This window comes from Candidatus Streptomyces philanthi, from assembly GCF_059553635.1.
The window spans coordinates 1-25,444 of record NZ_JCANQV010000056.1 but is presented as its reverse complement, the minus strand read 5'-3'; the positions used below and the strand labels follow the sequence as shown (position 1 = coordinate 25,444).

Here is a 25,444-nt window from a genome sequence, read left to right as displayed (position 1 = left end):
CACGGGCACCGCGCTGCCGCGGCGCGGCGGGGGCCGGGACAACGACCTGGCGGCATGACGACGGCACACCGGTGGCCCGGCTCCCTTCCGGGGGGCCGGGCCACCGGCGTGTCAGGGCGCCCCGCGCGTCACAGCGCCTGCGGGAAGGTGCTGAACAGCCGCTGCGGGTCGTAGGTCCGCTTGACCTTGGCAAGGCGGTCGGCGGCCGGGCCGTAGTACGCCTTCCGCCAGTCCTTCAGCGCCGGGTCCGTGTAGTTCTGGTACGCGGCGCCGGAGGCGTGGCGGCGCATCGCGGCATGGCAGGAGTCCAGCCAGGCGGTGCGGGAGGCCGGTGAGCCGCCCGCCGGCCAGGACGCCAGGTACTGGGCGAGGAAGCGCGAGGAGCGGTGCACGAACGCGGTGTCGGTGCGGCCGACCCGGTTGATCGCGCCGCCCAGCGCGGTGAGCGCCACATTGCCGGTGACGCCCTTGCGGCCGCCGGTCTCGATCCGGTCCAGCAGGGTCTGGATGCCGTCCGCGGAGAGCGAGCGGTCGTAGAAGTGCGAGCGGGCGCCGTACGTTTCGCGGCCCAGCGTGCCGGAGGGGTGGCGGCCCGGCAGGTTCCCGGGCATGTGGCACTGGGCGTTGGTCTTGGACGAGCAGCCCGCGTACGCCTCCATGGCGTCCAGGTGGTCGATCGGCGTCAGGCGCACGGAGGCGGCGGGGCCGGGGCCGCCCGCCTGGTCGGCGAGCTTGTCGACGGCGTTCTGCAGTTCGCGGTAACTGCCGAGGGAGAAGGCGGCCACCGAGACGGCCGGGGTGCGGCCGGGCCGGGTGTCGAGGTGGCAGGACGACCAGATCGCGTCGGGCTGCGAGGGGCCCCACTTCTGCCAGGAGGCCAGTACCTTCGCGGCCTTGGACCAGGGCCAGGTCAGATACGCCATCACCGAGCGGGGCGCCGGGTGGGTGCGGAAGCGGAGTTCGGTGACCACGCCGAAGTTGCCGTTGCCCGCGCCGCGCAGGGCCCAGAACAGGTCCGGGTGGTGCGAGGCGTCGCACCGCACGGTCTTGCCGTCGGCGGTGACGACGGTGGCGCCGACGAGGCTGTCGCAGGTCAGTCCGTAGGCCCGGGAGGTCACGCCGTGGCCGCCGCCGAGGGTGAGCCCCGATATCGCGACGGTGGGGCAGGAGCCGCCGGGTATCGTCACGCGGTGCTTGCCCAGGCCCTGGTAGACGTCGATGAGTTTGGCGCCGGCGCCGATGCGGGCGATGCCGCCGGACGGCGCGCCCACGGTGTTCAGGGCCGAGACGTCGACGATGAGTCTGCCGTTGCCGCTGGACCAGCCCGCGTACGAGTGGCCGCCGCTGCGGATGGCGACGGGGGTCTTGTGGCGGCGGGCGAAGGCGAGGCAGGTGGCGATGTCCGAGGCGTGCCGGACGTAGGCGACGGCCGACGGCTTCAGATGGTCGTAACGGGTGTTGTAGAGGCGGCTGGCGGTGGGGTACGCGGCGTCGGAGGCGCGGATCAGCTTGCCGTCCAGGTCCTTGGCGAGGCCCTGCCAGGCCGTGTTTGCGGGGGACTTGGCGCTCCCGGCGGTGTTCTGGGCGCGCAGGGTGCCGGTGGCCGCCTCCGCGCTCTTGCCGCCGGTGCAGCCGGTGGCCCAGGCGGCCGAGGCCGCCGCGAGCGCGCCGCCGGTCGTGAGGAGTGTGCGCCGCTTCACTGGAGTGGATCTCCCTCGGTAGGTCGTACGGTCCGGGGAGTCCGGCCCCGTGACAGGCCGTCGGGCGGTGCGCGTCGCGGGGCGTGGCGCCGGGCGGGAGGGCGGCGCCCGCGTCGCGCGCGGCGCCGGCACCCGGTGCCGAGGACTCCTCATGAGGCAGATGCGCCAGGGGCCTTGAGGGTTCCCGGTGGGCGGAAGAGATCGTTCCGCGGATGCCGTCAGCCGGCGTTCTCGCGGTGGCGTTCGGCGTCCGTGCGGGCCTGGGAGCGGGCGCGGCGGGCGGCGCCGTACCAGCCGCAGCTGCACCGGGCCAGACAGAAGGAGCCGCGTTCCGTGGTGGAGGTGAGGTGCTCGCCGCCGGGTCCCGGGGGACCGTCCGGGGCGTGCGGGGCGGTGTCGGACGAGAGGGGGCGCGTGGCTCGATCGGGCACACCACCACGCTACGCGCCGGTGCGCCGTTTCATTGCGGCGGATGCGTGACGCGGGTCCGTAACGGTCGTTGTACGGAGCGGTCGGTACTACGTCCGGCCAACCGGACCGGGCCGCCCGGTGGGGCGGAGCCGACCGGCACCGGCCCAGCGGCCGGACCGTCCACACGACAGCGGCCGAGGGGGCTCGTACGCGATGGTGGTGCAGGGCAGACGAGACGGTGGTGCGGTGGCGGTGGCCATGGTGTGCGCGGCGGTCGGGCTGCTGGCGTCGGGGTGCTCGCCGCGCGGGGCCGCGGCCGAGGCCGTACGGCCGGCCGGGCCGAGCGCGGCCGAGGTCGTCCGGGGCAGCGCCGACGCCCTGGTGCGGGCCGGTTCCGCCGCCGTCCGCACGACGATCGAGACGGCGAGCGGCGGGACCCGCGTCGCGATCCGGGGCCTGGGGAGCTACGACTTCCGGCAGGGCCGCGGGCAGGTGCGGCTGCTCCTCCCGGACCCGGCGGAGGACGGCGGCGGGCCGCGTCCGCCGATCACCGAGATCCTGGAGCCGGGGGCGCTCTACATGAAGAACCGCGGCGCGGGCGTCCCGCCGGGCAAGTGGGTGCGGGTGGACGCCGCTTCGGCGGCGGACGGCAATCTCGTCACGGGCGGTGCGACCGATCCGCTGGCCGCCGCGGAACTCCTGCGCGGTGCCCGGGAGGTGACGTACCGGGGGAAGCAGTGGCTGGACGGGGTGACGGTGCGGCACTACAGCGGGACGACGGTGATCGGGGCGGCGGCGGGGGACGCCCCGGCACGGACGAGGACGGTGCCGGCCGCGGCCGCGGCGGGCTTCACCACGGACGTGGTGCCGTTCGAGGCGTATCTCGACGAGGACGGGCGGCTGCGCAAGGTGTGCCAGCGCTTCCTCTTCGCCAACGGGTCCCCGGGAGGGGCCTGGGTGACTTCGACCACGCGGCTCGATGATTTCGGGCGGCCGGTCGAGGTACGGCTGCCGGACAGAGGCGACATCTATACGGGGAGGGTCGCCGCCTCGCAGTCGTAGATCGGGGGCGTGGGCGCGCGGCGTGGGGACCGCGCGCCCACGATGACGGAACGGTTCCCTCCGGACCGTCGAAATCCGGCCGTTCGCGAGTGTGCCGGGGCATGTGCCGATGGCCCGTGCCTCCTGGCGGAAATGGTCCTTCCGTGCCATGGGCGCGGCGGGCGCCCGTCCCTACGCTGGGCGGGGCCGCCGGAGAGCGGAAGACGCTCGCAGGAGGAGGTGGTGTCCGTGGCCGTGGTGCGTCATGCGACGGTGCAGGATCTCGTGGCCCTCGTCGAGATCGATCTGACCGGCGAGCTGATGATCGCCGCGACCGCCGCCCGCGAGGACCGGCTCAGCCCGGACCGCATCGACGAACTGCTGAACGTCTGCGCCGGCGCGAACCCCGCGGCGGCGGGCGGCACCGGCCCCTCATCGCGCGGCTGACCAGGCAGGAAGCGGGGTGCGGCAGGGCCGGGAGGCGGACGCCGGGGCCCGGGGCGTACGGCCCCGGGGGCGCCGGTCAGGTACGCAGCATCCGCTCGATCGCCTTGGTCGCCTCCTGCACCTTGGCGTCGATCGCCTCCGGCCCCTGGGCCGCGGCGTCGGCGACGCAGTGCCGCAGATGTTCCTCCAGGAGCTGGAGCCCGAAGGACTGGAGGCCCTTCGTGCTCGCCGAGACCTGCGTGAGGATGTCGATGCAGTAGACGTCCTCCTCCAGCATCCGCTGGAGGCCCCGGATCTGGCCCTCGATGCGGCGCAGCCGCTTGAGATGGGCGTCCTTCTGCTTGGTGTAGCCGTGGATGCCGCGGTCGTGGTCGGTGACGACGGCGGGGTCGCCGCCGGGGGCGGTTTTCGGCTGCGGGGTGTGGCAGGCCGCGGCGGCTTCGGTGGTGCCGTTGGTGTCGGCGTCCGTGGTCGTCAAGGCCGTCTCCCGTGGTGTCCTGTCGGTCCATATACCCCTGGTGGGTATATCGTACCGAAATCTGCGGGTACCGGACGTACCCCGTGCAGAGCATGCTGCCCGATGCGCGACACTGAAGGAATGCTGATAAGCAGTGGCTGGATGATGCGCCTAGCATCAACTCGACCGAAACCGATGCACCCCGAGGATTCCACGTGCGCTTTCGTCTGACCCCCAGGGAGACGAGCTTCTACGACATGTTCGCCGCCTCAGCGGACAACATCGTCACGGGCTCCAAGCTCCTGATGGAACTGCTCGGGGCGGACACCTCCGCACGGGCAGAGATCTCCGAGAGGATGCGGGCGGCGGAGCACGCGGGGGACGACGCGACCCACGCGATCTTCCATCAGCTGAACTCCTCGTTCATCACGCCCTTCGACCGTGAGGACATCTACAACCTCGCGTCGTCGCTCGACGACATCATGGATTTCATGGAGGAGGCCGTCGATCTGGTCGTCCTCTACAAGGTCGAGGAACTGCCGAAGGGCATAGAACAGCAGATCGAGGTCCTTGCGCGGGCGGCCGAGCTGACCGCCGAGGCGATGCCGAATCTGCGCACGATGTCCAACCTCACCGAGTACTGGATCGAGGTCAACCGTCTGGAGAACCAGGCCGACCAGATCCACCGCAAGCTGCTCGCGCACCTCTTCAACGGCAAGTACGACGCCATCGAGGTGCTCAAGCTCAAGCAGATCGTCGACATCCTGGAAGAGGCGGCGGACGCGTTCGAGCATGTCGCCAACACGGTCGAAACCATCGCGGTGAAGGAATCCTGAGCCCCGGCCATGGACACCTTCGCGCTTATCGTGACCATTGCGGTCGCGCTCGGTTTCACGTATACGAACGGCTTCCATGATTCCGCCAACGCCATCGCCACCTCGGTCTCGACGCGGGCGCTGACGCCCCGCGCCGCACTGGCGATGGCCGCGGTGATGAATCTCGCCGGTGCCTTCATGGGCAGCGGGGTCGCCAAAACGGTCAGCGAGGGCCTGATCTCCACCCCCGAGGGCAACAAGGGGATGGGCATTCTCTTCGCCGCGCTGCTCGGCGCGGTGGTCTGGAACCTCGTCACCTGGTACTTCGGACTGCCGTCCTCCTCTTCCCACGCGCTCTTCGGCGGCATGGTCGGCGCGGCCCTGGCCGGCGGTACGACCGTCATCTGGTCCGGGGTGATCGACAAGGTCGTCCTGCCGATGTTCCTCTCCCCGGTGATCGGCCTGGTGCTCGGCTATCTGGTGATGGTCGTCATCCTGTGGCTGTTCCGGCGGGCCAATCCGCACAAGGCCAAGCGCGGTTTCCGCATAGCGCAGACCGTGTCGGCGGCCGGCATGGCGCTCGGCCACGGCCTCCAGGACGCCCAGAAGACCATGGGTGTCGTGGTGATGGCGCTGGTCATCGCCGATGTGCAGGACCCCAGCGACTCCATCCCGGTCTGGGTGAAGCTGTCCTGCGCGCTCACCCTGTCGCTCGGTACGTACGCGGGCGGTTGGCGGATCATGCGCACCCTCGGCCGCCGGATCATCGAGCTGGACCCGCCGCAGGGCTTCGCCGCGGAGACCACGGCGGCCTCGGTGATGTACACCGCGTCGTTCATGTTCCACGCGCCGATCTCCACCACGCATGTCATCACCTCCGCGATCATGGGCGTGGGGTCGACCAAGGGCACCCGCGCGGTGCGCTGGGGTGTGGCCAAGAACATCGTGATGGGCTGGTTCATCACCATGCCGGCGGCGGCGATCGTCGGCGCGCTGAGTTTCTGGGTCGTGAAGGGCGCCTTCGGCTAGCCCCTTCGACGACGCCGTACGGATGGCGGGCCCGCCCCTCCGGGAAGGAGGAGCGGGCCCTTCGTCATGCGGTGGCACCGCCATGCAGCACCGCAGACGTGCGGGGGGACCGGTCTAGCCGAAGCGGCCCGAGATGTAGTCCTCGGTCGCCTGGACCGACGGGTTGGAGAAGATCCGCTCGGTGTCGTCGATCTCGATCAGCTTGCCGGGCTTGCCGACGGCCGCCAGGTTGAAGAACGCCGTACGGTCCGAGACGCGCGCGGCCTGCTGCATGTTGTGCGTCACGATGACGATGGTGAAGCGTTCCTTCAGCTCGCCGATCAGGTCCTCGACGGCGAGCGTGGAGATCGGGTCGAGCGCCGAGCACGGCTCGTCCATCAGCAGCACCTGCGGTTCGACCGCGATGGCGCGGGCGATGCACAGCCGCTGCTGCTGGCCGCCGGAGAGGCCGGCGCCGGGCTTGCCCAGCCGGTCCTTGACCTCGTTCCACAGGTTGGCGCCCTTGAGGGACCGCTCGACGATGTCGTTCAGCTCGCTCTTGCGGTACGAGCCGTTGAGGCGCAGCCCGGCCGCCACATTGTCGAAGATCGACATGGTGGGGAACGGGTTGGGGCGCTGGAAGACCATGCCGACGGTGCGGCGGACGGCGACCGGGTCGACGCCCGGACCGTAGAGGTTCTCGTCGTCCAGCATCACCTTGCCCTCGACGCGGCCGCCGGGGGTGACCTCGTGCATGCGGTTCAGGGTGCGCAGGAACGTCGACTTGCCGCAGCCGGACGGGCCGATGAAGGCGGTCACCGAGCGCGGTTCGATGCTCATGGAGATGTCGTCGATGGCCTTGTGGCTGCCGTAGTAGGCGCTCAGGCCGCTGACGTCGATTCGCTTGGCCATGGGATTCACTGCTTCTTTCGTATGGCGCCGCTCGGCGGGCCGGATGTCGGTGCCTGCCGGCGGAGTCGTCGTCGCGTCCGCCGGCGGGGCCGCGGCTCAGCGGCCGGCGGTCTTGGGGGCCTTCCAGCGGGCGATGCCGCGGGCCACCAGGTTGAGGACCATCACGAAGGCGATCAGGACGAGCGCCGCCGCCCAGGCACGGTCGTACGACGCCTCGGAGCCCTGCTGCCACTGCTGGAACACATACAGCGGCAGCGACTGCTGGGCGCCTTCGAAGGGGTTGTTGTTGATCGTCTTCGCGCCCCACACCAGTAGCAGCACCGGGGCGGTCTCGCCGGTGATCCGGGCGACGGCGAGCATCACGCCCGTGGCGATGCCGCCGATCGACGTCGGCAGGACCACCTTGAGGATGGTGCGCCACTTCGGGACGCCGAGGGCGAGCGACGCCTCGCGCAGCTCGTTCGGGACGAGCTTGAGCATCTCCTCGGTGGAGCGGACCACAACCGGCATCATCAGGATCGCCAGCGCCATCGCCCCGGCGAACCCGGACGGGCCGAAGCCCAGGATCAGGATCCAGACGGACAGGACGAACAGGCCGGCGACGATCGAGGGGATGCCGGTCATCACGTCGACGAAGAAGGTCACGGCCTTCGCCAGTCGGCCGCGCCCGTACTCGACGAGGTAGATCGCGGTGAGCAGACCGAGCGGCGCGGCGATCAGGGTGGCCAGGCCCACCTGCTCCAGGGTGCCGATGATCGCGTGGTAGATGCCGCCGCCGGGCAGCTGGTCGGGGAGGGTGCCCATCGAGTGGGACAGGAAGTAGCCGTCCAGGACCTTGGTGCCGCGGGCCACCGTCTCCCACAGCAGTGAGGCCAGCGGGACGACGGCGAGCAGGAAGGCCGTCCAGACCAGGCTGGTCGCCAGCCGGTCCTTCGCCTGCCGGCCGCCCTCGACGGCGGCGGAGAGGGCGAAGGTGCCCGCGACGAAGACCAGTACGGCGATCAGCCCCCACTGGATACGGCTCTCCAGCCCGGCGACCAGGCCGATGCCGCAGCCGAGGCCGACCGAGACCAGGGCGGCGGCCGGCGGCGTCCAGCGTGGCAGCCGGGCCTGGCGGAGGGAGAGCGGGGCGCCGGCGCGGCCGGAGTGGCCGGAGAGGGGAGGCCGGTCCGTCATGACGTCGGTCACGCGTACTCCTTGCGGCGGGCGATGATCAGCCGGGCGGCGCCGTTGACCAGGAGGGTGATCACGAAGAGGACCAGGCCGGAGGCGATCAGGGCGTCCTGGCCGAACTCGTCGGCCTCGCTGAACTTCCCGGCGATGTTCTGCGCGAAGGTGCCGCCGCCCGGGTCGAGCAGGCTGGCGTTGATCAGGAAGCTGGGGGAGAGGACGGTGGCGACGGCCATCGTCTCGCCGAGCGCGCGGCCCAGGCCCAGCATCGAGGCGCTGATGACGCCGGAGCGGCCGAAGGGGAGCACCGCCGTCCGGATCACCTCCCAGCGGGTGGCGCCGAGCGCCAGGGCGGCCTCCTCGTGCATCTTCGGGGCCTGGAGGAACACCTCGCGGCTGACACTGGTGACGATCGGCAGGATCATGATCGCGAGGAGGATGCCGACGGTGAACAGGGACCGCGGCGCGCCGTCGCTGTACCGGAAGATCCCGGTCCAGCCGAGGTACTCGTCCAGCCAGCTGTAGAGGCCGGTCAGGTGCGGGACGAGGAAGAGGGCGCCCCACAGGCCGTAGATGATGCTGGGCACCGCGGCGAGCAGGTCGATGACGTAGCCGAGCGGCGAGGCCAGCTTGCGCGGGGCGTAGTGCGAGATGAACAGCGCGATGCCGACCGCGACGGGGACCGCGATCACCATGGCGATCACGGCGCTGACGGCGGTGCCGAAGGCGAGGACCGCGATGCCGAACTTCGGTTCGGTGCCGGTGGCGGTCCAGTCGAGGGTGGTGAGGAAGTTGGCGTGGTCGCCGGATATGGCGATCACCGACCGGTAGGTGAGGAAGACCGCGATGGCGGCCATCAGCACCAGCAGGACGACGCCGGAGCCCCGGGAGAGCCCGAGGAAGATCCGGTCGCCGGGGCGGACGGCCCGTCCGGGGGCAAGGGCTTCCGGGGCGGCCGGGGCAGGCGCGTCGGCGGGTATCGGTGGGGAGGTGTTCATGGTTTCTCCGGTCTGCGGAGCCGGTGGGCTCCTGGCGCGGCGGTGCACCGGACGGGCGGCGGTCCGGGAGCCGTACGGTCGTACGGGCCCTGTGGGCCGCCGCCCGGTGTGTCAGGAGAGGGTGGCGACGGTCTTGCGGACCTTCTCGGCGATCGCGTCGGGCAGCGGGGCGTAGCCGAGGTCCTTCAGCGCGGCCTGGCCGTCCTTGCCGGCGACGTAGGTCAGGAAGGACTTGGTGGCCGGCAGGGTCTCGGCCTTGTTGCCCTTGTCGCAGGCGATCTCGTAGGTGACGAGGGTGATCGGGTAGGCGCCCTCGGCCTTGGTGGCGTAGTTCAGCTTGAGCGCCAGGTCGTTGCCCTTGCCGATCTGCTCGGCCTCGGCGATGGCCTTGGAGGCGTTGTCGACGGTCGCCTCGACCGGGGCCTTGGCGCCGGTGTCGATCTTGACGGTGGGGACCGAGGCGGACTTGGCATAGGACAGCTCGAAGTAGGAGATGGCGCCGCTGTTCTGCTTGACCTGCGAGGAGACGCCGGCGGAGCCGGAGGCCGCCTGGCCGCCCTTGCCCTCCCAGGTCTTCGCGGGCTCGTGCTTCCAGGCGTCGGGGGCGGCACCCTTGAGGTACTTGGTGAAGTTGTCGGTGGTGCCCGAGTCGTCGGAGCGGTGGAACGCCTGGATCTTGAGGTCCGGCAGCTTGGCGTCCGGGTTGAGCTTCTTGATCGTCTCGTCGTTCCAGTTGGTGATCTCCGAGTCGAAGATCTTCGCGAGCGTCGGGGCGTCCAGCACCAGGTCGTTCACGCCGGGGACGTTGTAGCCGACCGCGATCGGGCCGCCGACCATCGGCAGGTTGATCGCCTGGCCGCTCTTGCAGAGCTTCTTGGACTTCTCGACCTCCTCGGGCTTGAGCGCCGAGTCGGAGCCCGCGAAGGCGGTCTGGCCCTGGAGGAAGGTGGTGATGCCGGCACCGGAACCGGTGGGCTGGTAGTTGATCTCGGTGTCCTTGCAGGCGCCCGAGTAGTTCTGCACCCAGACGTCCATGGCGTTCTTCTGCGCGGACGAGCCGGAGGCGAGCAGCTTGCCCTTGCCGTCGCAGGCGATGGTGCCGGCGGGCTTGGCGGCGGAGCCGCCCCCGGAGCCGCCGGAGCGGCTGGTGTCGTCGGACCCGCACGCCGTCAGGGCCAGGGCACCGGTGACGGCGAGAGCGCCAACGGCGAGGGCGCGAACCCGGTTCTTGCGCTGAAGCTTCACTGTCGAGAGTTCCTTCCTGGGCGCGCCGCGTGCCGGCGTGCGCGAGGTGTCACATGGGTGCGAAGTCTGTGTGCCGCGTCGCATACGCCCTGGAGGCCGTCCGCGGACCCGGTACGGCTGAAATTAGGCAGATCAAGTGAAGCCGCCGACGGAGGAGAGTGAACGCGGGGTGAACCTCGGCCGTCAGATACGTGCGGGACACAAGGGATGTATGGCGAGGGAAAACCGGAGGAAAACGGGAGAGAACGGGGGTGCCCGCCCGCCGGGACGGGGAGCCGGGTGACGGGAACGCCCGTACGGACCGGCGCTTCTGCGAGTGGCCGACCGGCGTCCCCCGGCCTCCCTCCGTCGAAGCTCTGTCGGATTACTGATCGGTATGGCAGCATCCGCGCAACGACGCGCAGTGGTGCGGATCGACCGGAGGTGGCTGATGGGGCGCCAGGGGGCGGGACAGGTCGTAGGGGACGAACGGGACCGAGCGGGCAGCCGCGGCGTACCGGGACCACGCGGGGGCAGGGGGCGCCCGGGGCGGGTACTGGCCTGTGCGGCCGTGGTCCTCGGCACCACGGGCCTCCTGGGCGCCATGGCGCCCGCCGCCCACGCGCGGGCCGCCGACGAACCGGACGGACCGCCGGCCGCCACCGCGACCCCCGCCCCCGGGACCGTCGCGGACGATCACCGCCTCGACGAGGTCCGCAAGCGGATCGACGCGCTCTACCGCACGGCGGAGCAGGCCACCGAGGCGTACAACGCCGCGAAGGAGCAGGTCGAGCGCCAGCAGAAGGAGATCGTCGACCTGGCCCGCACCATCGACCGCACCCAGCGCAAGCTCACCGTCCTCAAGAAGCAGGCCGGACTGCTGGCCAGCGCCCAGTACCGCGGCGGCGGCCTGCCGCTGGAGGCCGGCTTCGTCCTGGCCCCCGACCCGGAGCACTTCCTCGACCACCTCGCCCTCGCCCGCAAGGGCGAGCAGGCCGCCAAGAACGTGATCGCCGAACTCACCCGCACCACGGCCGACCTGCGCGACTCCTCACGGGCCGCGACCCGCCGCTGGGAGAGGCTGGAGGCCGAACGCAAGAAGAAGGACGCGGCACGGCAGGAGATCACAAAAAAGATCGCCGCCGCCGAGAAGCTGGAATCCCGGCTCGCCGCCGACGAAAAGGAACGCCTGAAGAAGCTGGCGGACGAGCAGGAGTTCCGGGCCCAGCAGAAATGGCTGGACTCCGGCGTGCTGAAGGAGATCGGCAACAAGGCGTCCGCCGACGGCAGGAAGGCCCTCGCCTATGCCACCGCGCAGATCGGCAAGGATTATGTGTGGGGCGCCGTGGGCCCCGACACCTTCGATTGTTCCGGACTGACCCTGCGCGCCTGGCAGAAGGGCGGCACCACCATTCCGCGCACCTCGCAGGAACAGTGGCGGCAGCTCCCGCACGTCGATATCCAGGACATGCGGCCCGGCGACCTGATCATCTACTACCAGGACGCCAGCCATGTCGGGATGTACCTCGGCGACGGCGCGATGGTGCACGCCCCGCGGCCGGGCCGCCAGGTGACGATCACCGGCGCGGGCTCGATGCCGATCCTGGGCGTGGTCCGGCCCGACGCCTGAGCCGCCGCGCGGGCCGGGCACCGTCCGGCCCGCGCCACGTGACACATTTCATAGAAACCGTACGCACGGTAATTGCGCGGGTCGGCGGGAATTCCGTTCCCCCGCTCCGTATTTGTGACCGGCCCCGCACGGATACCGGGCCAGGTGTCCGAAAAATGCGTCCATCCATGGTTATCGACGGTCGCCGCGGCGTCTCGGAATGCGGTCGATCAGGTGATGTTCGTCATTCGCGTTCCTCCGCTTCCGTACGCACATCGCCTGCTCGGTACGGGATATGACGCCCGGTGAATGCCGTGCGTCATTCCGCGGCACTCGCCGGTGACGCTATCGTCGCCTCTCAGTGCCCGGTGGCGCTCCGTTCGCCCCGACCCGGGGAACGGCGCGGAACCGGGCACGGGCGCGCCGGTCGGTGCGCCCGTGCCCCCTCGGGGGCGGGAAGGAAGCAGAGCAATGCCCGTACCCGTACCGCACCAGCGGACGGCCCTTCTGCCGCACCGGGCGGCAGCGGCGGACGACGCCTGCGCGGACACCACGGCCGTGGGCCCGTACGACCCGCTCCCGGCCCCCTGCGGCACAGCCGCCCCGTCCCCCACGCCCCGCACACCGGACACACCCGCACCCCAGAGCCTGACCCTGCTTCTCATAGGCGAGGACCCCAGCAGCACCGTCCCCGGCATGTGGGACCGCGCCGACCGCCGCATCCGGCTGCGCACCGCCCGCAACCTCACCGAGGCCGAACGGCTGCTCACCGACGATGTGCACTGCATCCTCCTCGACCTGCCCGAACGCGCCGGGGAGAGCACCGGACCCGGCGACGAGCTCGACGCGCTCCGCGCCGTCCTGCGGATGGCCCCCGCCCACGCCGTCCTCGTCCTCACCCCGGAGGCGGACGCCGAACGCGCCGCCGAGGCCGTCCGCGTCGGCGCCCAGGACTACCTCTTCCGCGACGAACTCGACGGCGAGGTGCTCAGCCGCGCCGTCCGCTACGCCGTCGAACGCAAACGCGCCGACCTCGCCCAGCGCCAGCTCTCCGAATCCCGGCTGCGCGCCCAGGAGAACGCCCGTCTGGAACGGGGCCTGCTGCCCACCCCCCTCCTCGACGGCTCCGACCTGCGCTTCGCGGCCCGCTACCGCCCCGGCCGCAGCCGCGCCCTGCTCGGCGGCGACTTCTACGACACGGTGCGCACCCCCGACGGCGCGGTGCACGCCATGATCGGCGACGTCTGCGGCCACGGCCCCGACGAGGCCGCCCTCGGCGTCGCCCTCCGTATCGCCTGGCGCACCCTGACCTTCGCCGGACTGTGCGGCGACGAACTGCTCTCCACCCTCCAGCGGGTCCTGGAGCACGAACGCGCCGACGACGAGATCTTCGCGACCCTGTGCACCGTCGACATCTCCCCGGACGGCGACCGCGCCGGAGTCTGCCTGGCCGGCCACCCGGCCCCCCTGCTGACCCGCGCCGGCCGGCCCCCGCGGCTGCTCCCGCAGGAGTCCGGCGGCCCGGCACTCGGCCTGCTGCCGCACGCCCGCTGGCCGCGCGGCCGGGTCGAGCTGGGCGGGGCATGGAGCCTGATGATGTACACCGACGGCCTGGTCGAGGGCCGCGTCGGCCGGGGCAGGGAACGCCTGGGCCAGGACGGCATGGCCGATCTGGTGGCCCGCCACACGGCCGCCGGTCTCACCGGCGAGGCCCTCCTGGACGCCACCCTCACCTCGGCACGCGACCTCAACGGCGGCGAACTGACCGACGACGTGGCCGTCCTGCTCCTGGCCCGGCGCTGACGCTCCGGGCCGGGCGGTGTCTCAGCGGCCGCCGTTGTACGGACCGTACGGCCCGTCCGAGCTGGAACCACCGCGCCGGGGCCCGCGACCGGCGACCTTCCGCAGGGCCGGGCGGACGTCCACGGTGTAGACGATCACGGCGATGATGCCGATGATCGGCAGGAACGACATCAGCGGCAGCAGGAACAGCAACGCCGTGGCGATCCCCAGCAGGATCAGCCACATCCCCTTGGTCTGCTTGTCCGCGGCACGGTAGGCGTCCTCACGGTGCACCGCGGCGTCGATCAGCATCACGGCGGCATACACACCCAGGCCCAGCTGCACCCAGCCCACCAAGCTCTGGAACCCGTAGATCAGCACGCCGTCCACCACCGTCTCGACTCATGGGCGCTCCGCAGCCCCACCGTACCCGGACAACGGGTCGGGCACCGGAAGTGTGCCCGACCCGCGGAAGCGTCCCCCGTCCCCTCCGCCGCCCGGCCGCGGCCCGCGTCCGGCACGCTCACTTCGCCGGCGGGGTGCTCTTCTTGCCCGAGGTCCTGCGGGCCGCGGGCTTCTTCGCCGCGGTGGACGCCCCGTCCCCGGCCGGGTCCCCGGCGGGCTTGCCGACCTGCGCGCCGTTCGCCTTCTCCGTCACCAGCGGCTTCGGCGCGGCCTTCGGCTCCGGCTCGATCACCACCGCCAGCTCCTCGACCTGGTCGGCGGCGTCCCCGCGCCAGCTCTGCACCGCGCCACGGCCGCGCTCGGCCAGCCCGTCGTACGTCTCACGGGCCTTGACGGCGTACTCGGCGGCCCGGCCGACGCCCTGGAGCGCCAGCCCCTGCGCCTGCTCGCGGATCTTCTTCAGATCGGTGTCGAGCGAGCCCAGCAGCTCGGTGAGCTTGTCCTGCGCGTCCTTGGCCTGCTTCGTGATGCGCTCCTGGACGTCCTTCGGGTCCGTGGTGCGCACCGCCTCGAACCGCTTGGGCGCCTCGGCCTTGATCTTCTCGACCAGCGACGGCACCTCGCCCAGCTTCTCGGCCGCCAGATCGGCGGTGCCGGCGAGCGCGTACAGCGGGGTCGGGTCGGTCAGGGTCTTGCGGAGGTCATCGGTGATGGCCATGACGTCTTTCCTCCTGGTGTCGAAACCGTTTGCTCAGGTGGTGGTGTGCGGGCCGCCGTCGGCCGCCGTCCCGCGGGGGTGCGCACCGCTGTCGTCCCCGTGCTCGCTCCCGTCGCCCTCGCCGCCGCTCCCGTGCCCGTTCTCCTTGCGGAAGGACGCGTAGATCTGCAGCAGGACCTGCTTCTGCCGTTCGTTCAGCGCGGGGTCGGTGAGTATCGCGGTCTGCACCTCGACACCGGTCGGCCCCCGCCGCTCGTCGAGAATCCCGGCCTGCACGTACAGCGTCTCGGCCGAGATCCGCAGCGCCTTGGCGATCTGCTGAAGGATCTCCGCACTCGGCTTGCGCAGCCCGCGCTCGATCTGGCTGAGATACGGGTTGGACACCCCCGCGGCATCCGCCAGCTGCCGCAGACTCAGCCGCGCCGAACGCCGCTGCTCCCGCAGAAACTCGCCGAGATTGCCGACATTGAGTGATGCCATGACTCCACTCTGCACGACGGTGCTAACTATTGCAAGCATCTGCTTGCGGGAGTGGTGGGGTGGGGGTGAGCCTGTGTGAGCCTGAGCACGAGAGGTGTCGTATTTGCACGACAACTGTCGTCATCCGCGTCCGGCCTCCTGGTGCAGGTGCTCTTGGGGCGGCCTCCGTGAGTCGCCGGGAGACGGCGTTGTCGGTGGGCTCTGCCAGGGTGTGCGTCGTGGATGAACTGGTGGAGCGTGTCGACGACCAAGATCGCGTGCTGGGGGTGGTCAGCCGTCGGGAGGCCGTCCGGGAGGGTTGGCTGTATCGGGTCGCCGTGACGGTGTCGTGATGAGCGTGGGCGGTTCCTCGTCCACCGGCGGTCGGACCAGCTGTCGCGCTTCCCTGGGCTCTACGAGGTCGAGGTCGGTGGCGCCGCACATGTCGGCGAGTCCTATGAACAGGCCGCCGCGCGGGAGCTGGCCGAGTACGCCTCGACGGCGTCATGGCGTGCCGCGCCGAGGACGAGCGGATCACCGGTCGGTGCTACGTCCGCAGGCCGGAGAAGCGGACCCGGGCGGCGCCCGGGACCCGGCTCACCGTGCGGTGAAGCGGTCCCCGGTGTCGTCAGCGCCCCACGTACGCCGCCAGATGCTCCCCGGTGAGGGTGGAGCGTGCGGTGACGAGGTCGGTGGGGGTGCCCTCGAAGACGATGGTGCCGCCGTCGTGGCCGGCGCCGGGGCCGAGGTCGATGATCCAGTCGGCGTGTGCCATCACCGCCTGGTGGTGCTCGACGACGATGACCGACTTGCCGGAGTCGACGAGGCGGTCGAGCAGGCCGAGCAGATGCGCGACGTCGGCGAGGTGGAGGCCCGCGGTCGGCTCGTCGAGGACGTAGACGCCGCCCTTGTCGGCCATGTGGGTGGCCAGCTTGAGGCGTTGGCGTTCGCCGCCGGAGAGGGTGGTGAGCGGCTGGCCGAGGGTGAGGTAGCCGAGGCCGACCTCGCTGAGGCGGGTGAGGACGCGGTGGGCGGCCGGGATGCGTGCTTCGCCGGTGGCGAAGAATTCCTCCGCCTCGGCCACCGGCATCGCGAGCACCTCACTGATGTCGCGGCCGCCGAGACGGTGATCGAGCACGGACGCCTGGTACCGCCTGCCCTCGCAGTCCTCGCAGGTGGTGGCGACACCGGCGGTCATCGCCAGGTCGGTGAAGACGACACCGGCGCCGTTGCAGGTGGGACAGGCGCCCTCGGAGTTGGCGCTGAACAGCGCCGGCTTCACCCCGTTGGCCTTCGCGAACGCCTTGCGGATCGGGTCGAGCAGCCCCGTGTACGTCGCCGGGTTGCTGCGCCGTGAGCCGCGGATCGCGCCCTGGCCGACCGACACCACCCCCGCGTCGGCGGGGAGCGACCCGTGCACCAGCGAACTCTTGCCGGACCCGGCGACGCCGGTGACGACGACGAGGACGCCGAGCGGTATGTCGACATCGACATCGCGCAGGTTGTGCGCCGTCGCGCCGCGGACCTCCAGTACGCCGGTGGGCGTGCGCACCGTCTCCTTGAGCGCGGCCCGGTCGTCGAAGTGGCGGCCGGTGAGGGTGCCGCTGGCCCGCAGCCCCTCGACGGTGCCCTCGAAGCAGACGGTGCCGCCCTCCGTGCCGGCGCCCGGTCCGAGGTCGACGACATGGTCGGCCACGGCGATCGTCTCCGGCTTGTGCTCCACCACGAGCACCGTGTTGCCCTTGTCCCGCAGCCGCCCCAGCAGTCCGTTCATCCGCTGGATGTCATGGGGGTGCAGGCCCGTGGTCGGCTCGTCGAAGACATAGGTGACATCGGTGAGCGAGGAGCCGAGGTGGCGGACCATCTTGACGCGCTGCGCCTCGCCGCCCGACAGCGTGCCCGACGGCCGGTCGAGCGAGAGGTAGCCGAGACCGATCTCCACGAACGAGTCGAGGGTCTGCCGCAGCGTGGTGAGCAGTGGCGCCACCGACGGTTCTGCCAGGTCGCGGACCCAGGCGGCCAGATCGCTGATCTGCATCGCGCAGGCGTCCGCGATGCCGATGCCCTTGATCTTGGAGGATCTGGCGCCCTCGTTGAGCCGGGTGCCGTCGCAGTCGGGGCAGACGGTGAAGGTGACGGCCCGGTCCACGAACTCCCGGATGTGCGGCTGCAACGCCTCCCTGTCCTTGGCGAGCATCGACTTCCGAAGCCTCGGGACGAGTCCCTCGTACGTCATGTTGATGCCCGCGATCTTCATCCGGACCGGCTCGTGGTGGAGGAAGTCGTGCAGCTCCTTCTTCGTGTACGCGCGGATCGGCTTGTCGGGGGAGACGAAGCCGGACTCGCTGTAGAGCCGGTGGTTCCAGCCGCCCGCCTTGTAACCGGGGACGGTGAGGGCGCCCTCGGCGAGCGACTTGGTGTCGTCGTAGAGCTGGGTGAGGTCGATGTCGGAGACCGCGCCCCGGCCCTCGCAGCGCGGGCACATGCCGCCGGTGCGGCGGAACGTCGTCCGCACCGCCTTCCTGTCGCCGCGTTCGACGGTGATCGCGCCGCTCGCCGAGACGGAGGGGACGTTGAAGGCGAACGCGCCGGGCGGGCCGACGTAGGGCTTGCCGAGGCGGCTGAAGAGGATGCGCAGCATCGCGTTGGCGTCGGTGGCGGTGCCGACCGTGGAGCGCGGGTCGGCGCCCATCCGCTGCTGGTCGACGATGATCGCGGTGGTCAGCCCGTCGAGGACGTCGACCTCGGGCCGTCCGGTCGTCGGCATGAAGCCCTGGACGAAGGCGCTGTAGGTCTCGTTGATCAGCCGCTGCGACTCCGCGGCGATGGTGTCGAACACCAGCGAGCTCTTGCCCGAACCGGAGACGCCGGTGAACACCGTCAGCCGACGCTTGGGGATTTCGACGCTGACGTCCTTGAGGTTGTTCTCGCGGGCGCCGTGCACACGGATCATCTCGTGGGTGTCGGCGGTGTGCGGCCGGGCGTCCTTCCCCGTGGCGCTGCTCATCGTGTCTCCCTCCGTGGGGCACGGGCCGTCCGCGCGGTTCCCGTGGCCCCCCGGCCCGTTTTCGATCAGTACGTCCGGTTCTCGTGCGCCGGACCGGCAACGGTAGCGGCCCACCGGAACGCGATCTTGCGCGGGGCGGGCGGGACGTTCGCCACATGCCGTAGGGTCGGCCGCGTGACTGCCGGGTCGGCCATGGGCCATACACGAGTGAGGCGCCCGGCCTCGGCGTGAGCGCGGGGCGGGCCAGAGCCCCGCCCTTTTCTCCGCGTTCTTTCCTCCGGCGCCCGTATGCGGCGCCCTTCCAGCGGATTCACGACCCGGAGATACGCCACAGATGTCACATGCACAGCAGCACGCGAACACCGCCACGCGCGTCCGCCTCGACCACACCGTCGTCCACGCCAGGGACCGCCGCCTGTCGGCCGAATTCCTCGCCGCGATCCTGGGACTGGAGGTCGGCCTCCCCTTCGGCCCCTTCCTCCCCGTCGATCTCGGCAACGGCGTGACGCTCGACTACTACGAGACACGCGACGAGCCGATCGCGTCGCAGCACTACGCGTTCCTGGTGCCCGACGAGCAGTTCGACACCATGATCGCCCGGCTGGAGACGGTGGGGGTCACCTACTACGCCGACCCCCACCACACCGAACCCGGCCGCATCAACCGCCTCTTCGGCGGTCGCGGCGCCTACTTCGCCGACCCGGACGGCCACAACATGGAGATCATGACCCGCCCCTATGCCCGTCCCTGAGCAACTCCGTCGCACGGGCCGCTCGCCGGCTGGTCGGTGTACCCCTCGGCGCCGCCCCCGTAGTAGGTGCGGGGGTCCCCGGTTGCCAGTGGACGGCCCAGGGTGAAGCGGGTGACGAGGTCGGGGTTGGCGATGAAGTGGGTGGCGAACGACACGGCGTCGGCGATCCCCTCCCGGACGGCGGTGTTCGCGGACTCCCGGTCGAAGCCGTTGTTCACGATCAGCGGGCCGTGGAAGAGACGCCGGTAGCGGGCGAGCGCCGCGAGGTCCGGGCCGGCTCCAAGGTGTACGGGGTCCCGTCCCCGTAGGTGCAGATAGGCCAGGGGGAGCCCGTTCAGTTCCGTCACGAGAGCGTCGTGATCGGCGAGCAGCGCCTCGTCGATCGGAAAGCGTTCACCGACGGGCAGATACGGCCCCAGACGGACGCCGACGCGGCGGCTCTCCCACGCCCCCGCGGCCGCCCCGACGATCTCCACCAGCAGACGGCGGCGGCCCGCGCGGCCGCCGCCGTAGCCGTCCGTCCTGCGGTTCACCCGCGGATCGAGGAACTGCGCGACGAGGAACGAGCCCAGCGCCGCGATCTCCACCCCGTCGAACCCCGCACGCCGGGCGTTCCGGGAGGCGGTGCCGAAGTCGGCGACCGCGGCCGCGATGTCGTCCCCGGTCATCTCCCGGGGCGTGACGGTCTCCTTGAACCCGTCCGCGGTGAACGACCGCACGTGGGGATTGACCGCGGAAGGCCCGGCGGGCAGCCTCCCGCCGAGATGATCGGGGTGCGAGGCGGCGCCGGTGTGCCAGAGCTGGAGCACGATCCGCCCGCCACGGGCGTGCACGGCATCGGTCACCCGCCGCCACGCGTCGATCTGCGCCCGGCTGTAGATGCCGGGGACGTCGGCGAAGCCGATGGCCCGTTCGCTGACCCAGGTGGACTCGGTGACGATCAGCCCCGCGTCGGCGCGCTGTCCGTAGTGGACGGCATGCAGCTCCGTGGGCACCAGCCCCTCATGGTCCGCGCGGGCCCGGGCGGTCGGGGCCATCACCACCCGGTTGGGCAGCCGGAGGTCGCCCAGTTCCACGGGCCGCAGCAGCGGCTGGCCGGCGACGGCCGGAAGAACCGTTCTCATCGGATGTGCCTCCTCGTTGCCGGGCCGGGCGGGCACCGGTCACGTCCGGTCGGCCGCGGTGCGTCATACAGTCGACGGAACCCGGCGGAGAAAGGTGACCGATGGACGCGCAGGACCGGTTGGCGGAACGGTTCGAGACGCACCGGAGTCGGCTGCGGGCGGTCGCCCACCGGATGCTGGGCTCCCTCGGCGAGGCGGACGACGCGGTCCAGGAGACCTGGCTGCGGCTCGGCCGCGCCGACGCCGGGGACATCGAGAACCTGCCGGCCTGGCTGCACACCGTCGTCTCCCGGGTGTGCCTGGACATGCTGCGGTCCCGTACGGCACGACGCGAGGAACCGGTGGGGCAGCGGTGGCCCGAGGGCATCGGGGACGGCCGCGGTGCCGGTGAGGGGGACGGTCCCGAGGAGGAAGCGGTCCTGGTCGACGCGGTCGGCCGCGCGCTGCTCGTGGTACTCGACACCCTCGCCCCGGCCGAGCGGGTCGCGTTCGTCCTCCACGACACCCTCGCCGTCCCGTTCGACCGGATCGCGCCCATCGTGGAGCGCACCCCGGCGACGACGAAGAAGATCGCCAGCCGCGCGCGCCGCAAGGTGCGGGGCACCGCCGCGCTTCCGGCCACCGACCTCGCGCGTCAGCGGCGGATCGTCGCCGCCTTCCTCGCCGCCGCCCGGGCCGGCGACATCGACGCACTCCTCGCGGTGCTGGCCCCGGACGCCGTCCGCCACGCCGACCCCGCCGCGCTGCCGCCGGGCGCCGGGACCACGGCCGTCGGCGCGCGGACCGTGGCGGAGCGGACGGCAGTTTTCGGACGCCGTGCCCGCTACGCCGAACCGGCGCTGGTCAACGGGACCGTCGGCGCGGTCGTGGCCCCCCGGGGGCGGCTGCGCATCGTCCTGGCCTTCACCTTCGGGGACGGAAGGATCACCGGCTACGAGGCGATCGCCGACCCCGCCCGCCTGCGACGCCTGCGGCTGGCCGTCCTCGACGCGTAGCAGCCGCCCCTCACCCCACCGCCGCGTACGGCGTCTCGGAGATCCGGCTGCTGCCGAGCTGGGCGCCGAGGCCGAAGTAGTGGCGGAAGTTGTAAATGAGCGGGCTCCAGGACGTCGGGTCGATGTGCTGGGTGCCGGGGACGACGAGACGCGGATCGGCGTGCACGCGCAGCACATGGGCCTCGACGATCAGGAACTCGCCCGTCGTGTCGCGCCGTACGGCCGCCGCGCGGGCCTCCAACTGGAGCGGGCACTCGGCCACCCGTGGCGGGCCGACCAGCTCCGACGGCTCGGGGGTCAGGCCGACGGCGTCGAACTTCGCCGGTGCGTAGCGGGTGTCGCGGTGCGGAGCGGTGGGCGGGACGGCGCGTCCGGTGAGGTCGCCGAGGCGTTCGACCTGGGGCCAGAGGTCCGGCGCCGGAAGGTTGACGACGAGGTCGGGGCGGTCGGCGAGATTGCGGCCGGTCCTGCTGTCCGGGCCGAGGCCGAGGACGATCGTCCGGTCCAGGGCCCAGGCGGAGGAGAACGGTGCGAGGTTGGCGCTGCCGTCCGGGTTCTCGCTGGTCAGCAGCACCACCGGGGTGCCGAAGTACAGGATGCTCGGGGTGATGGTCGTGGTGGGCATGGCCGCCACGGTAGGGAGGCGGGGGTTCGGCGGACGCCGAAGTGTGGGGGTGGGGCGGGGCCGGGGCGGGCGGTATCGGGTGGTGCGGCGGGCCTCCCGCATCGGATTCCGGGGTTCCGGGATTCCGTACGGAAAGTACTTGTCAAAGTGGAAAGTGTGCGTCACTATGAGTGAGGTGCGTGACGCAGCGTCATGACCGATGTGGGAAAAGACTGTCGGAGAAGGGGGAGTGGCATGTCCGACTGGACCTTGCAGGGGGCGGCGGACGCGGACGCCGCGTTGGAGCAGGCGCGGGCGGTGGACGCGCGGATGCGCCGGAGATCCGCGTGGGGTGCGCGCTACTGGATGGCCTTCGGTGGTGCGGCCTTCGCCATGGTGCTGCTCATCGGGCTGATGGGCTCCCCGTACGGGGTGATCCTCGGGGTGACGCTCTGGGGCGTGGCCGTGGCCGGGACCTCGGTCTACGCGGTTCGGCAGCCCGTGGTCCGGCGGGGGTTCGGGCGCCGGCAGGGCTGGATGATCGCGGTGTGGGGCCTGCTCTACAGCGCCGTGCTGATTCCGGGACTGGTGTGGTTCCGAGGGGAGCCGGCCTGGTGGGTGCCCGGAGCGGCGGCGGTGGCGGTGCCGGCGGTGGTCGCGTCGATCGTGGAGATACGGGTGAACGGAGGTGGGCGTGCCGGTGAGTGACGGGCCGTCGGTCCGGGGGGAGTCGTCCGTGGAGGCGCCCACGGGTGCCGCACAGAAGGCGAGGCCCCGCGGATCGCATCCGCGGCACGGGCTCGACGAGGTGATGCACGCGCCGGTGCGGTTCTCCGTCGTGGCCGCGCTGGCGGCCGCGGACAAGGCCGAGTTCGCCTTCGTGCGGGACACCGTCGAGGTCAGTGACTCCGTGCTGTCGCGGCAGGTCGCGACGTTGGAGAAGGCCGGGTACGTCGCCGTGACCAAGGGCTATGTGGGCAAGCGCCCGCGTACCTGGCTGTCGCTCACGGAACACGGCCGCACCGCCTTCGCGGCACACTGCGCGGCGCTGCGGGCCATCGCCGCGGGGGAGTGAGGGCGCGAGCCGGTCGGGGCCCGGGGCGGGCGGTCGGCCTCACAGTCCCTGGGCGGCCAGCCAGTCCGGGTCCGGGTCGATGGTCTGGAGGACCTCGATCAGGATGCCCTCGGGGCTCCAGACGTTGAAGCGGCGCTGTCCCCAGGGCTCGTCGCGTACGGGGACGGCGATCTCCACGCCCTTCTCGCGCAGGGCGGCCTCTTCCGCCGTGGCGTCCTCGACGAGGAAGCCGAGGCAGAGGCCGGAGGTGTCCTGTGTCCGGAAGTCGGACGGCATCGCGGGGTGGCCGCGCAGGACGAGGTCGAGGACGTAGGCGGGGTGTGCCTCGTGGTGCAGGCTCACATACCAGTCCAGTTCGCAGATCGGGTGGAAGCCGAAGTGTTCGGTGTAGAAGCGGGTGCCGGCGGCGAGGTCGTCGGTGAGGACGGCGATGCCGAGTTTCTGGAAGTGCATACGGGGTCCGTTCTTCCTGGTGGGAGGAGCCCGAGCGGGCGACCACTCCAGTTATAGTACTTGGACTGTAGTGGTTGCCAGTGTTTATTCGCCTCGGTCGGTCCGGCGGGCCGCCGCGGCACGTGTCCGGAGTCGCGGTACCGCGGTGATGGCGCGGAACGGGAAGGTGGTGCGGGAGAGATGGCGCGGAATCCGGAGCGGCGTACGGCGCTGGTCGACGCGGCTGTCGAGGTGTTGGCGCGGGACGGCGCGCGGGGGCTGACCTTCCGCGCGGTCGACGCGGAGGCGGGCGTGCCCAACGGGACGGCGTCCAACTACTTCCGCAACCGGGACGAACTGCTGGGGCAGGTCACCGCGCGCATCCACCACCGCATCGCGCCCGACCCGGACGAGGTCGCCGAGGTGATGAAGGCGGAGCCGACCCGTGACCTGGTGGCCGACCTGATGCGGTGGATCAACCGCCGGGTCGCCGCCGAACGCGCCGGCTATCTGGCGATGCTGGAGCTGCGCCTGGAGGCGACCCGGCGGCCCGAACTGCGCGCCGAGCTGACCCGGACCATGCGCGAGACCCTCGACGAGGACATCCGCTTCCACGTGGACGGCGGACTGCCCGGCGACCGTACCGCGGTGGTGTTGATGTACCTCGCGATGACGGGGTTGATGCTGGAGCAACTGACGCTGCCCGGAGTGGTTCCGGAGGAGGAGACGGATGGGCTGATCGCGGCACTTGTGGAGCGCGTGGTGGGGGAGGGGGCCGGGTAGTTCGGCGCGGTCGCCGTGCGTGGTCCGCCGGCCCCGTCGCGCACGCCCCTCGCGGTCTGCCGCCGAGTCCTACGCCGCGTACGGGCGCTACGCCGCGTACGGGCGCTCGGCGCGGGCGGCGCGCAGGGCGTGGGCCCACCAGGTCAGTTGGGTGAGCAGGGCGTCGGCGGCGCGGGACGGCGGGGTCGGGTCGTGCGGGTGACCGTTCTCGTCGAAGAGGGACCAGGGGGACGCGAAGCTGACCGTCTCGCGGACAGTGGTGGCGTGCAACTCCGCGAAGACCAGCCGCAGTTGTTCGACGGCCCGCAGGCCGCCCGAGATCCCGCCGTACGAGACGAAGCCGACCGGCTTGGCGTGCCACTGGGGTCCCAGGAGGTCGACGGCGTGCTTGAGGGGTGCGGGGAAGGAGTGGTTGTACTCCGGGGTGATCACGACGAACGCGTCCGCCGTGTCCACGCGCCGCGCGTAGGCGGCGAACTCCTCGGTTCCGGGGCGGAGTTCATAGGGGTGGATGTCGTCCAGGTCGATGACGTCGAGGGTGAGGTCCGGGCGGGTGGCGGCCTGGCGGGTGAACCAGTTCCTGATGACCGGGGCGAACCGGCCCTCCCGGGTACTGCCGACGATCACGGCGAGGGTGTAGTGGGGTTCGGAGGCGCGTGTGGACATGGGGAGCCCTTCGGGGAATGGGCGGCGGGGTGCCGTCGGAGCCCGAAGGTAGAACCTCAATCAATATTGAGGTCAAGTGTGGCGTGTCCTCACCCCGCATTCGTTCGGTGCCGCGCCGGGGCCGGTCCGGCACTCACCTGGTGCCCGCTGCCGGACCGGCCCTCTCGTCAGCCGTCCGCCCGCATCCTCAGGCCGCGCCGAACAGTTTGAGGAGGTCGGTCTTCTGGAACATGCGGGCGGTTTCGATGGCCGAGGGGCTGCCGGCCGCGGGGTCGGCGCCGTGGGCGACGAGGATTCTGATGACCTCGTCCTCACCCTTGAACACCGCGCCGGCCAGGGGAGTCTGGCCGCGGTCGTTGGGGCGGTCGGGGGAGGCGCCGCGGCGCAGCAGGGCCTCCACGGTGGTGGGGTGGCCGTGGTAGGCGGCCAGCATCACCAAGGAGTCGCCCTTCTCGTTCGTGAGGTTGGCGGGGACACCCGCGTCCACATAGGCGGCGATGGTGTTGGTGTCGCCGTGCCGTGCCAGATCGAACACCTTGGCCGCGAGTTGCAGCACCTCGGGGTCGTGGGCGTGCTCGGTCGACTCGGGGCCCTGGGGCCCGGTACTCGCGTTGCTCATGGTCGCCGGCCTCCTGCGCGCGGGGGTGAGGGTGCGGTGCACCGTTCCTGTGGCCACTTTATGCAGGCCAGGGGCGGGACGGCAGTGTCTGCGCCGGGACGGGGAGTCGTGGTCCGGGGACGGGGAGTCTGCGCGGGACGGGAGGCGCCGTCCGCTCCGGCGGGACGGGACACCGCCGGGCGAGGCCCCCGGCGGGCGGGGGCCCGTACCCGCGGCGCCACCAACACCCCGC

At 71.5% G+C, this 25,444-nt stretch carries 27 protein-coding genes and 1 pseudogene; 12 read left to right on the top strand and 16 right to left on the bottom strand.

What is annotated here, in order from left to right:
* Nucleotides 1-128: 128 nt before the first annotated feature.
* Together AC51EU_RS09820 and AC51EU_RS09815 are read right to left on the bottom strand one after the other, a co-directional pair.
* Nucleotides 129-1,700: an FAD-binding oxidoreductase gene (locus tag AC51EU_RS09820; RefSeq protein WP_496266359.1), complete on the bottom strand. Its 1,572-nt coding sequence runs from the start codon at nucleotides 1,698-1,700 to the stop codon at nucleotides 129-131.
* 218 nt (nucleotides 1,701-1,918) lie between these two features.
* Nucleotides 1,919-2,131 carry a hypothetical protein gene (locus AC51EU_RS09815; protein ID WP_496266358.1) on the bottom strand — a complete coding sequence of 71 codons (213 nt, stop codon included), beginning with the start codon at nucleotides 2,129-2,131 and terminating at the stop codon, nucleotides 1,919-1,921.
* Nucleotides 2,132-2,324: 193 nt separating this feature from the next.
* On the opposite strand from AC51EU_RS09815, the gene AC51EU_RS09810 reads away from it, so the two are divergent.
* Nucleotides 2,325-3,173 carry an SCO4651 family lipoprotein gene (locus AC51EU_RS09810; RefSeq protein WP_496266354.1) on the top strand — a complete coding sequence of 283 codons (849 nt, stop codon included), beginning with the start codon at nucleotides 2,325-2,327 and terminating at the stop codon, nucleotides 3,171-3,173.
* Between the two features lie 219 nt (nucleotides 3,174-3,392).
* On the top strand, nucleotides 3,393-3,599 hold the full coding sequence (locus AC51EU_RS09805; RefSeq protein WP_496266353.1) for a hypothetical protein: 207 nt from the start codon (nucleotides 3,393-3,395) through the stop codon (nucleotides 3,597-3,599).
* A 76-nt stretch (nucleotides 3,600-3,675) separates the two neighbouring features.
* On the opposite strand, the gene AC51EU_RS09800 is transcribed toward AC51EU_RS09805, so the two are convergent.
* A complete protein-coding gene (locus AC51EU_RS09800) occupies nucleotides 3,676-4,077 on the bottom strand; it encodes a metal-sensitive transcriptional regulator (RefSeq protein WP_496266352.1) in 402 nt (133 codons plus the stop codon).
* 194 nt (nucleotides 4,078-4,271) lie between these two features.
* On the opposite strand from AC51EU_RS09800, the gene AC51EU_RS09795 reads away from it, so the two are divergent.
* Together AC51EU_RS09795 and AC51EU_RS09790 are read left to right on the top strand one after the other, a co-directional pair.
* Complete coding sequence (locus tag AC51EU_RS09795) at nucleotides 4,272-4,892, top strand: DUF47 domain-containing protein (RefSeq protein WP_496266351.1); 621 nt, start codon at nucleotides 4,272-4,274, stop codon at nucleotides 4,890-4,892.
* A gap of 9 nt (nucleotides 4,893-4,901) precedes the next feature.
* Nucleotides 4,902-5,900: an inorganic phosphate transporter gene (locus AC51EU_RS09790; RefSeq protein ID WP_496266350.1), complete on the top strand. Its 999-nt coding sequence runs from the start codon at nucleotides 4,902-4,904 to the stop codon at nucleotides 5,898-5,900.
* A 114-nt stretch (nucleotides 5,901-6,014) separates the two neighbouring features.
* On the opposite strand, the gene pstB is transcribed toward AC51EU_RS09790, so the two are convergent.
* The 4 genes from pstB to pstS form a co-directional block, all read right to left on the bottom strand.
* On the bottom strand, nucleotides 6,015-6,791 hold the full coding sequence (pstB, locus tag AC51EU_RS09785; protein ID WP_496266349.1) for a phosphate ABC transporter ATP-binding protein PstB: 777 nt from the start codon (nucleotides 6,789-6,791) through the stop codon (nucleotides 6,015-6,017).
* Nucleotides 6,792-6,887: 96 nt separating this feature from the next.
* On the bottom strand, nucleotides 6,888-7,967 hold the full coding sequence (gene pstA / locus AC51EU_RS09780; RefSeq protein WP_496266363.1) for a phosphate ABC transporter permease PstA: 1,080 nt from the start codon (nucleotides 7,965-7,967) through the stop codon (nucleotides 6,888-6,890).
* A gap of 8 nt (nucleotides 7,968-7,975) precedes the next feature.
* The gene (pstC, locus tag AC51EU_RS09775; RefSeq protein WP_496266348.1) at nucleotides 7,976-8,959 is read right to left on the bottom strand and encodes a phosphate ABC transporter permease subunit PstC; all 984 of its coding nucleotides are present in this window, start codon (nucleotides 8,957-8,959) and stop codon (nucleotides 7,976-7,978) included.
* Nucleotides 8,960-9,070: 111 nt separating this feature from the next.
* Nucleotides 9,071-10,204: a phosphate ABC transporter substrate-binding protein PstS gene (gene pstS / locus AC51EU_RS09770; RefSeq protein WP_496266347.1), complete on the bottom strand. Its 1,134-nt coding sequence runs from the start codon at nucleotides 10,202-10,204 to the stop codon at nucleotides 9,071-9,073.
* A 535-nt stretch (nucleotides 10,205-10,739) separates the two neighbouring features.
* Between pstS and AC51EU_RS09765 the strand changes: the two genes are divergently transcribed.
* A complete protein-coding gene (locus tag AC51EU_RS09765; RefSeq protein WP_496266362.1) occupies nucleotides 10,740-11,813 on the top strand; it encodes a C40 family peptidase in 1,074 nt (357 codons plus the stop codon).
* Nucleotides 11,814-12,263: 450 nt separating this feature from the next.
* A complete protein-coding gene (locus tag AC51EU_RS09760; protein ID WP_496266346.1) occupies nucleotides 12,264-13,595 on the top strand; it encodes a PP2C family protein-serine/threonine phosphatase in 1,332 nt (443 codons plus the stop codon).
* Between the two features lie 21 nt (nucleotides 13,596-13,616).
* Here the strand turns inward: AC51EU_RS09760 and AC51EU_RS09755 are convergent, their stop codons facing one another.
* The 3 genes from AC51EU_RS09755 to AC51EU_RS09745 all read right to left on the bottom strand — a co-directional run bounded on the left by AC51EU_RS09755 (nucleotide 13,617) and on the right by AC51EU_RS09745 (nucleotide 15,177).
* Nucleotides 13,617-13,955 (bottom strand): DUF2516 family protein, encoded by a 339-nt coding sequence (locus AC51EU_RS09755; protein ID WP_496266361.1) that lies wholly within the window; start codon nucleotides 13,953-13,955, stop codon nucleotides 13,617-13,619.
* Between the two features lie 142 nt (nucleotides 13,956-14,097).
* Nucleotides 14,098-14,697: a hypothetical protein gene (locus AC51EU_RS09750; RefSeq protein WP_496266345.1), complete on the bottom strand. Its 600-nt coding sequence runs from the start codon at nucleotides 14,695-14,697 to the stop codon at nucleotides 14,098-14,100.
* A 33-nt stretch (nucleotides 14,698-14,730) separates the two neighbouring features.
* A complete protein-coding gene (locus AC51EU_RS09745) occupies nucleotides 14,731-15,177 on the bottom strand; it encodes a helix-turn-helix domain-containing protein (protein ID WP_496266344.1) in 447 nt (148 codons plus the stop codon).
* A gap of 218 nt (nucleotides 15,178-15,395) precedes the next feature.
* Here AC51EU_RS09745 and AC51EU_RS09740 point away from each other — a divergent pair.
* A pseudogene (locus AC51EU_RS09740) lies at nucleotides 15,396-15,645 on the top strand (NUDIX domain-containing protein); the annotation flags it as partial.
* A 139-nt stretch (nucleotides 15,646-15,784) separates the two neighbouring features.
* On the opposite strand, the gene AC51EU_RS09735 reads toward AC51EU_RS09740, so the two are convergent.
* The gene (locus tag AC51EU_RS09735; protein WP_496266343.1) at nucleotides 15,785-18,163 is read right to left on the bottom strand and encodes an ATP-binding cassette domain-containing protein; all 2,379 of its coding nucleotides are present in this window, start codon (nucleotides 18,161-18,163) and stop codon (nucleotides 15,785-15,787) included.
* A 334-nt stretch (nucleotides 18,164-18,497) separates the two neighbouring features.
* Here AC51EU_RS09735 and AC51EU_RS09730 point away from each other — a divergent pair, with 334 nt between their 5' ends.
* Nucleotides 18,498-18,914 carry a VOC family protein gene (locus AC51EU_RS09730; RefSeq protein WP_496266342.1) on the top strand — a complete coding sequence of 139 codons (417 nt, stop codon included), beginning with the start codon at nucleotides 18,498-18,500 and terminating at the stop codon, nucleotides 18,912-18,914.
* Here the strand turns inward: AC51EU_RS09730 and AC51EU_RS09725 are convergent.
* Entirely contained in the window at nucleotides 18,899-20,038 is a 1,140-nt protein-coding gene (locus tag AC51EU_RS09725) for an alkene reductase (RefSeq protein ID WP_496266341.1), read from the bottom strand. The genes AC51EU_RS09730 and AC51EU_RS09725 overlap by 16 nt on opposite strands.
* Before the next feature lie 101 nt (nucleotides 20,039-20,139).
* Here AC51EU_RS09725 and AC51EU_RS09720 point away from each other — a divergent pair, with 101 nt between their 5' ends.
* Nucleotides 20,140-21,033: a sigma-70 family RNA polymerase sigma factor gene (locus AC51EU_RS09720; RefSeq protein WP_496266340.1), complete on the top strand. Its 894-nt coding sequence runs from the start codon at nucleotides 20,140-20,142 to the stop codon at nucleotides 21,031-21,033.
* Between the two features lie 10 nt (nucleotides 21,034-21,043).
* Here AC51EU_RS09720 and AC51EU_RS09715 read toward each other — a convergent pair whose 3' ends face one another.
* The gene (locus tag AC51EU_RS09715; protein WP_496266339.1) at nucleotides 21,044-21,658 is read right to left on the bottom strand and encodes a flavin reductase family protein; all 615 of its coding nucleotides are present in this window, start codon (nucleotides 21,656-21,658) and stop codon (nucleotides 21,044-21,046) included.
* Nucleotides 21,659-21,892: 234 nt separating this feature from the next.
* Between AC51EU_RS09715 and AC51EU_RS09710 the strand changes: the two genes are divergently transcribed.
* Complete coding sequence (locus AC51EU_RS09710) at nucleotides 21,893-22,345, top strand: hypothetical protein (RefSeq protein WP_496266338.1); 453 nt, start codon at nucleotides 21,893-21,895, stop codon at nucleotides 22,343-22,345.
* Between the two features lie 103 nt (nucleotides 22,346-22,448).
* On the top strand, nucleotides 22,449-22,712 hold the full coding sequence (locus tag AC51EU_RS09705) for a winged helix-turn-helix domain-containing protein (RefSeq protein ID WP_496266360.1): 264 nt from the start codon (nucleotides 22,449-22,451) through the stop codon (nucleotides 22,710-22,712).
* Nucleotides 22,713-22,751: 39 nt separating this feature from the next.
* Here AC51EU_RS09705 and AC51EU_RS09700 read toward each other — a convergent pair whose 3' ends face one another.
* Complete coding sequence (locus AC51EU_RS09700) at nucleotides 22,752-23,165, bottom strand: VOC family protein (protein ID WP_496266337.1); 414 nt, start codon at nucleotides 23,163-23,165, stop codon at nucleotides 22,752-22,754.
* A 180-nt stretch (nucleotides 23,166-23,345) separates the two neighbouring features.
* On the opposite strand from AC51EU_RS09700, the gene AC51EU_RS09695 reads away from it, so the two are divergent.
* Entirely contained in the window at nucleotides 23,346-23,927 is a 582-nt protein-coding gene (locus AC51EU_RS09695) for a TetR/AcrR family transcriptional regulator (RefSeq protein WP_496266336.1), read from the top strand.
* A gap of 87 nt (nucleotides 23,928-24,014) precedes the next feature.
* Here the strand turns inward: AC51EU_RS09695 and AC51EU_RS09690 are convergent, their stop codons facing one another.
* Together AC51EU_RS09690 and AC51EU_RS09685 are read right to left on the bottom strand one after the other, a co-directional pair.
* Complete coding sequence (locus AC51EU_RS09690) at nucleotides 24,015-24,593, bottom strand: NADPH-dependent FMN reductase (RefSeq protein WP_496266335.1); 579 nt, start codon at nucleotides 24,591-24,593, stop codon at nucleotides 24,015-24,017.
* A 187-nt stretch (nucleotides 24,594-24,780) separates the two neighbouring features.
* The gene (locus tag AC51EU_RS09685; protein ID WP_496266334.1) at nucleotides 24,781-25,212 is read right to left on the bottom strand and encodes an ankyrin repeat domain-containing protein; all 432 of its coding nucleotides are present in this window, start codon (nucleotides 25,210-25,212) and stop codon (nucleotides 24,781-24,783) included.
* Nucleotides 25,213-25,444 lie beyond the last annotated feature (232 nt).

What these genes read in the sequence shown, in the direction of transcription:
- AC51EU_RS09730 (WP_496266342.1), top strand. Translation starts at nt 18,498, where the DNA reads ATGTCACATGCACAGCAGCACGCGAACACCGCCACGCGCGTCCGCCTC.
- AC51EU_RS09685 (WP_496266334.1), bottom strand. Translation starts at nt 25,212, where the DNA reads ATGAGCAACGCGAGTACCGGGCCCCAGGGCCCCGAGTCGACCGAGCAC.
- AC51EU_RS09810 (WP_496266354.1), top strand. Translation starts at nt 2,325, where the DNA reads ATGGTGGTGCAGGGCAGACGAGACGGTGGTGCGGTGGCGGTGGCCATG.
- AC51EU_RS09735 (WP_496266343.1), bottom strand. Translation starts at nt 18,163, where the DNA reads ATGAGCAGCGCCACGGGGAAGGACGCCCGGCCGCACACCGCCGACACC.
- AC51EU_RS09745 (WP_496266344.1), bottom strand. Translation starts at nt 15,177, where the DNA reads ATGGCATCACTCAATGTCGGCAATCTCGGCGAGTTTCTGCGGGAGCAG.
- AC51EU_RS09700 (WP_496266337.1), bottom strand. Translation starts at nt 23,165, where the DNA reads ATGCACTTCCAGAAACTCGGCATCGCCGTCCTCACCGACGACCTCGCC.
- AC51EU_RS09760 (WP_496266346.1), top strand. Translation starts at nt 12,264, where the DNA reads ATGCCCGTACCCGTACCGCACCAGCGGACGGCCCTTCTGCCGCACCGG.
- AC51EU_RS09720 (WP_496266340.1), top strand. Translation starts at nt 20,140, where the DNA reads ATGGACGCGCAGGACCGGTTGGCGGAACGGTTCGAGACGCACCGGAGT.
- AC51EU_RS09695 (WP_496266336.1), top strand. Translation starts at nt 23,346, where the DNA reads ATGGCGCGGAATCCGGAGCGGCGTACGGCGCTGGTCGACGCGGCTGTC.
- AC51EU_RS09715 (WP_496266339.1), bottom strand. Translation starts at nt 21,658, where the DNA reads ATGCCCACCACGACCATCACCCCGAGCATCCTGTACTTCGGCACCCCG.
- pstA (WP_496266363.1), bottom strand. Translation starts at nt 7,967, where the DNA reads ATGACGGACCGGCCTCCCCTCTCCGGCCACTCCGGCCGCGCCGGCGCC.
- pstC (WP_496266348.1), bottom strand. Translation starts at nt 8,959, where the DNA reads ATGAACACCTCCCCACCGATACCCGCCGACGCGCCTGCCCCGGCCGCC.
- AC51EU_RS09705 (WP_496266360.1), top strand. Translation starts at nt 22,449, where the DNA reads ATGCACGCGCCGGTGCGGTTCTCCGTCGTGGCCGCGCTGGCGGCCGCG.
- AC51EU_RS09690 (WP_496266335.1), bottom strand. Translation starts at nt 24,593, where the DNA reads ATGTCCACACGCGCCTCCGAACCCCACTACACCCTCGCCGTGATCGTC.
- AC51EU_RS09750 (WP_496266345.1), bottom strand. Translation starts at nt 14,697, where the DNA reads ATGGCCATCACCGATGACCTCCGCAAGACCCTGACCGACCCGACCCCG.
- pstB (WP_496266349.1), bottom strand. Translation starts at nt 6,791, where the DNA reads ATGGCCAAGCGAATCGACGTCAGCGGCCTGAGCGCCTACTACGGCAGC.
- AC51EU_RS09790 (WP_496266350.1), top strand. Translation starts at nt 4,902, where the DNA reads ATGGACACCTTCGCGCTTATCGTGACCATTGCGGTCGCGCTCGGTTTC.
- AC51EU_RS09710 (WP_496266338.1), top strand. Translation starts at nt 21,893, where the DNA reads ATGTCCGACTGGACCTTGCAGGGGGCGGCGGACGCGGACGCCGCGTTG.
- AC51EU_RS09725 (WP_496266341.1), bottom strand. Translation starts at nt 20,038, where the DNA reads ATGAGAACGGTTCTTCCGGCCGTCGCCGGCCAGCCGCTGCTGCGGCCC.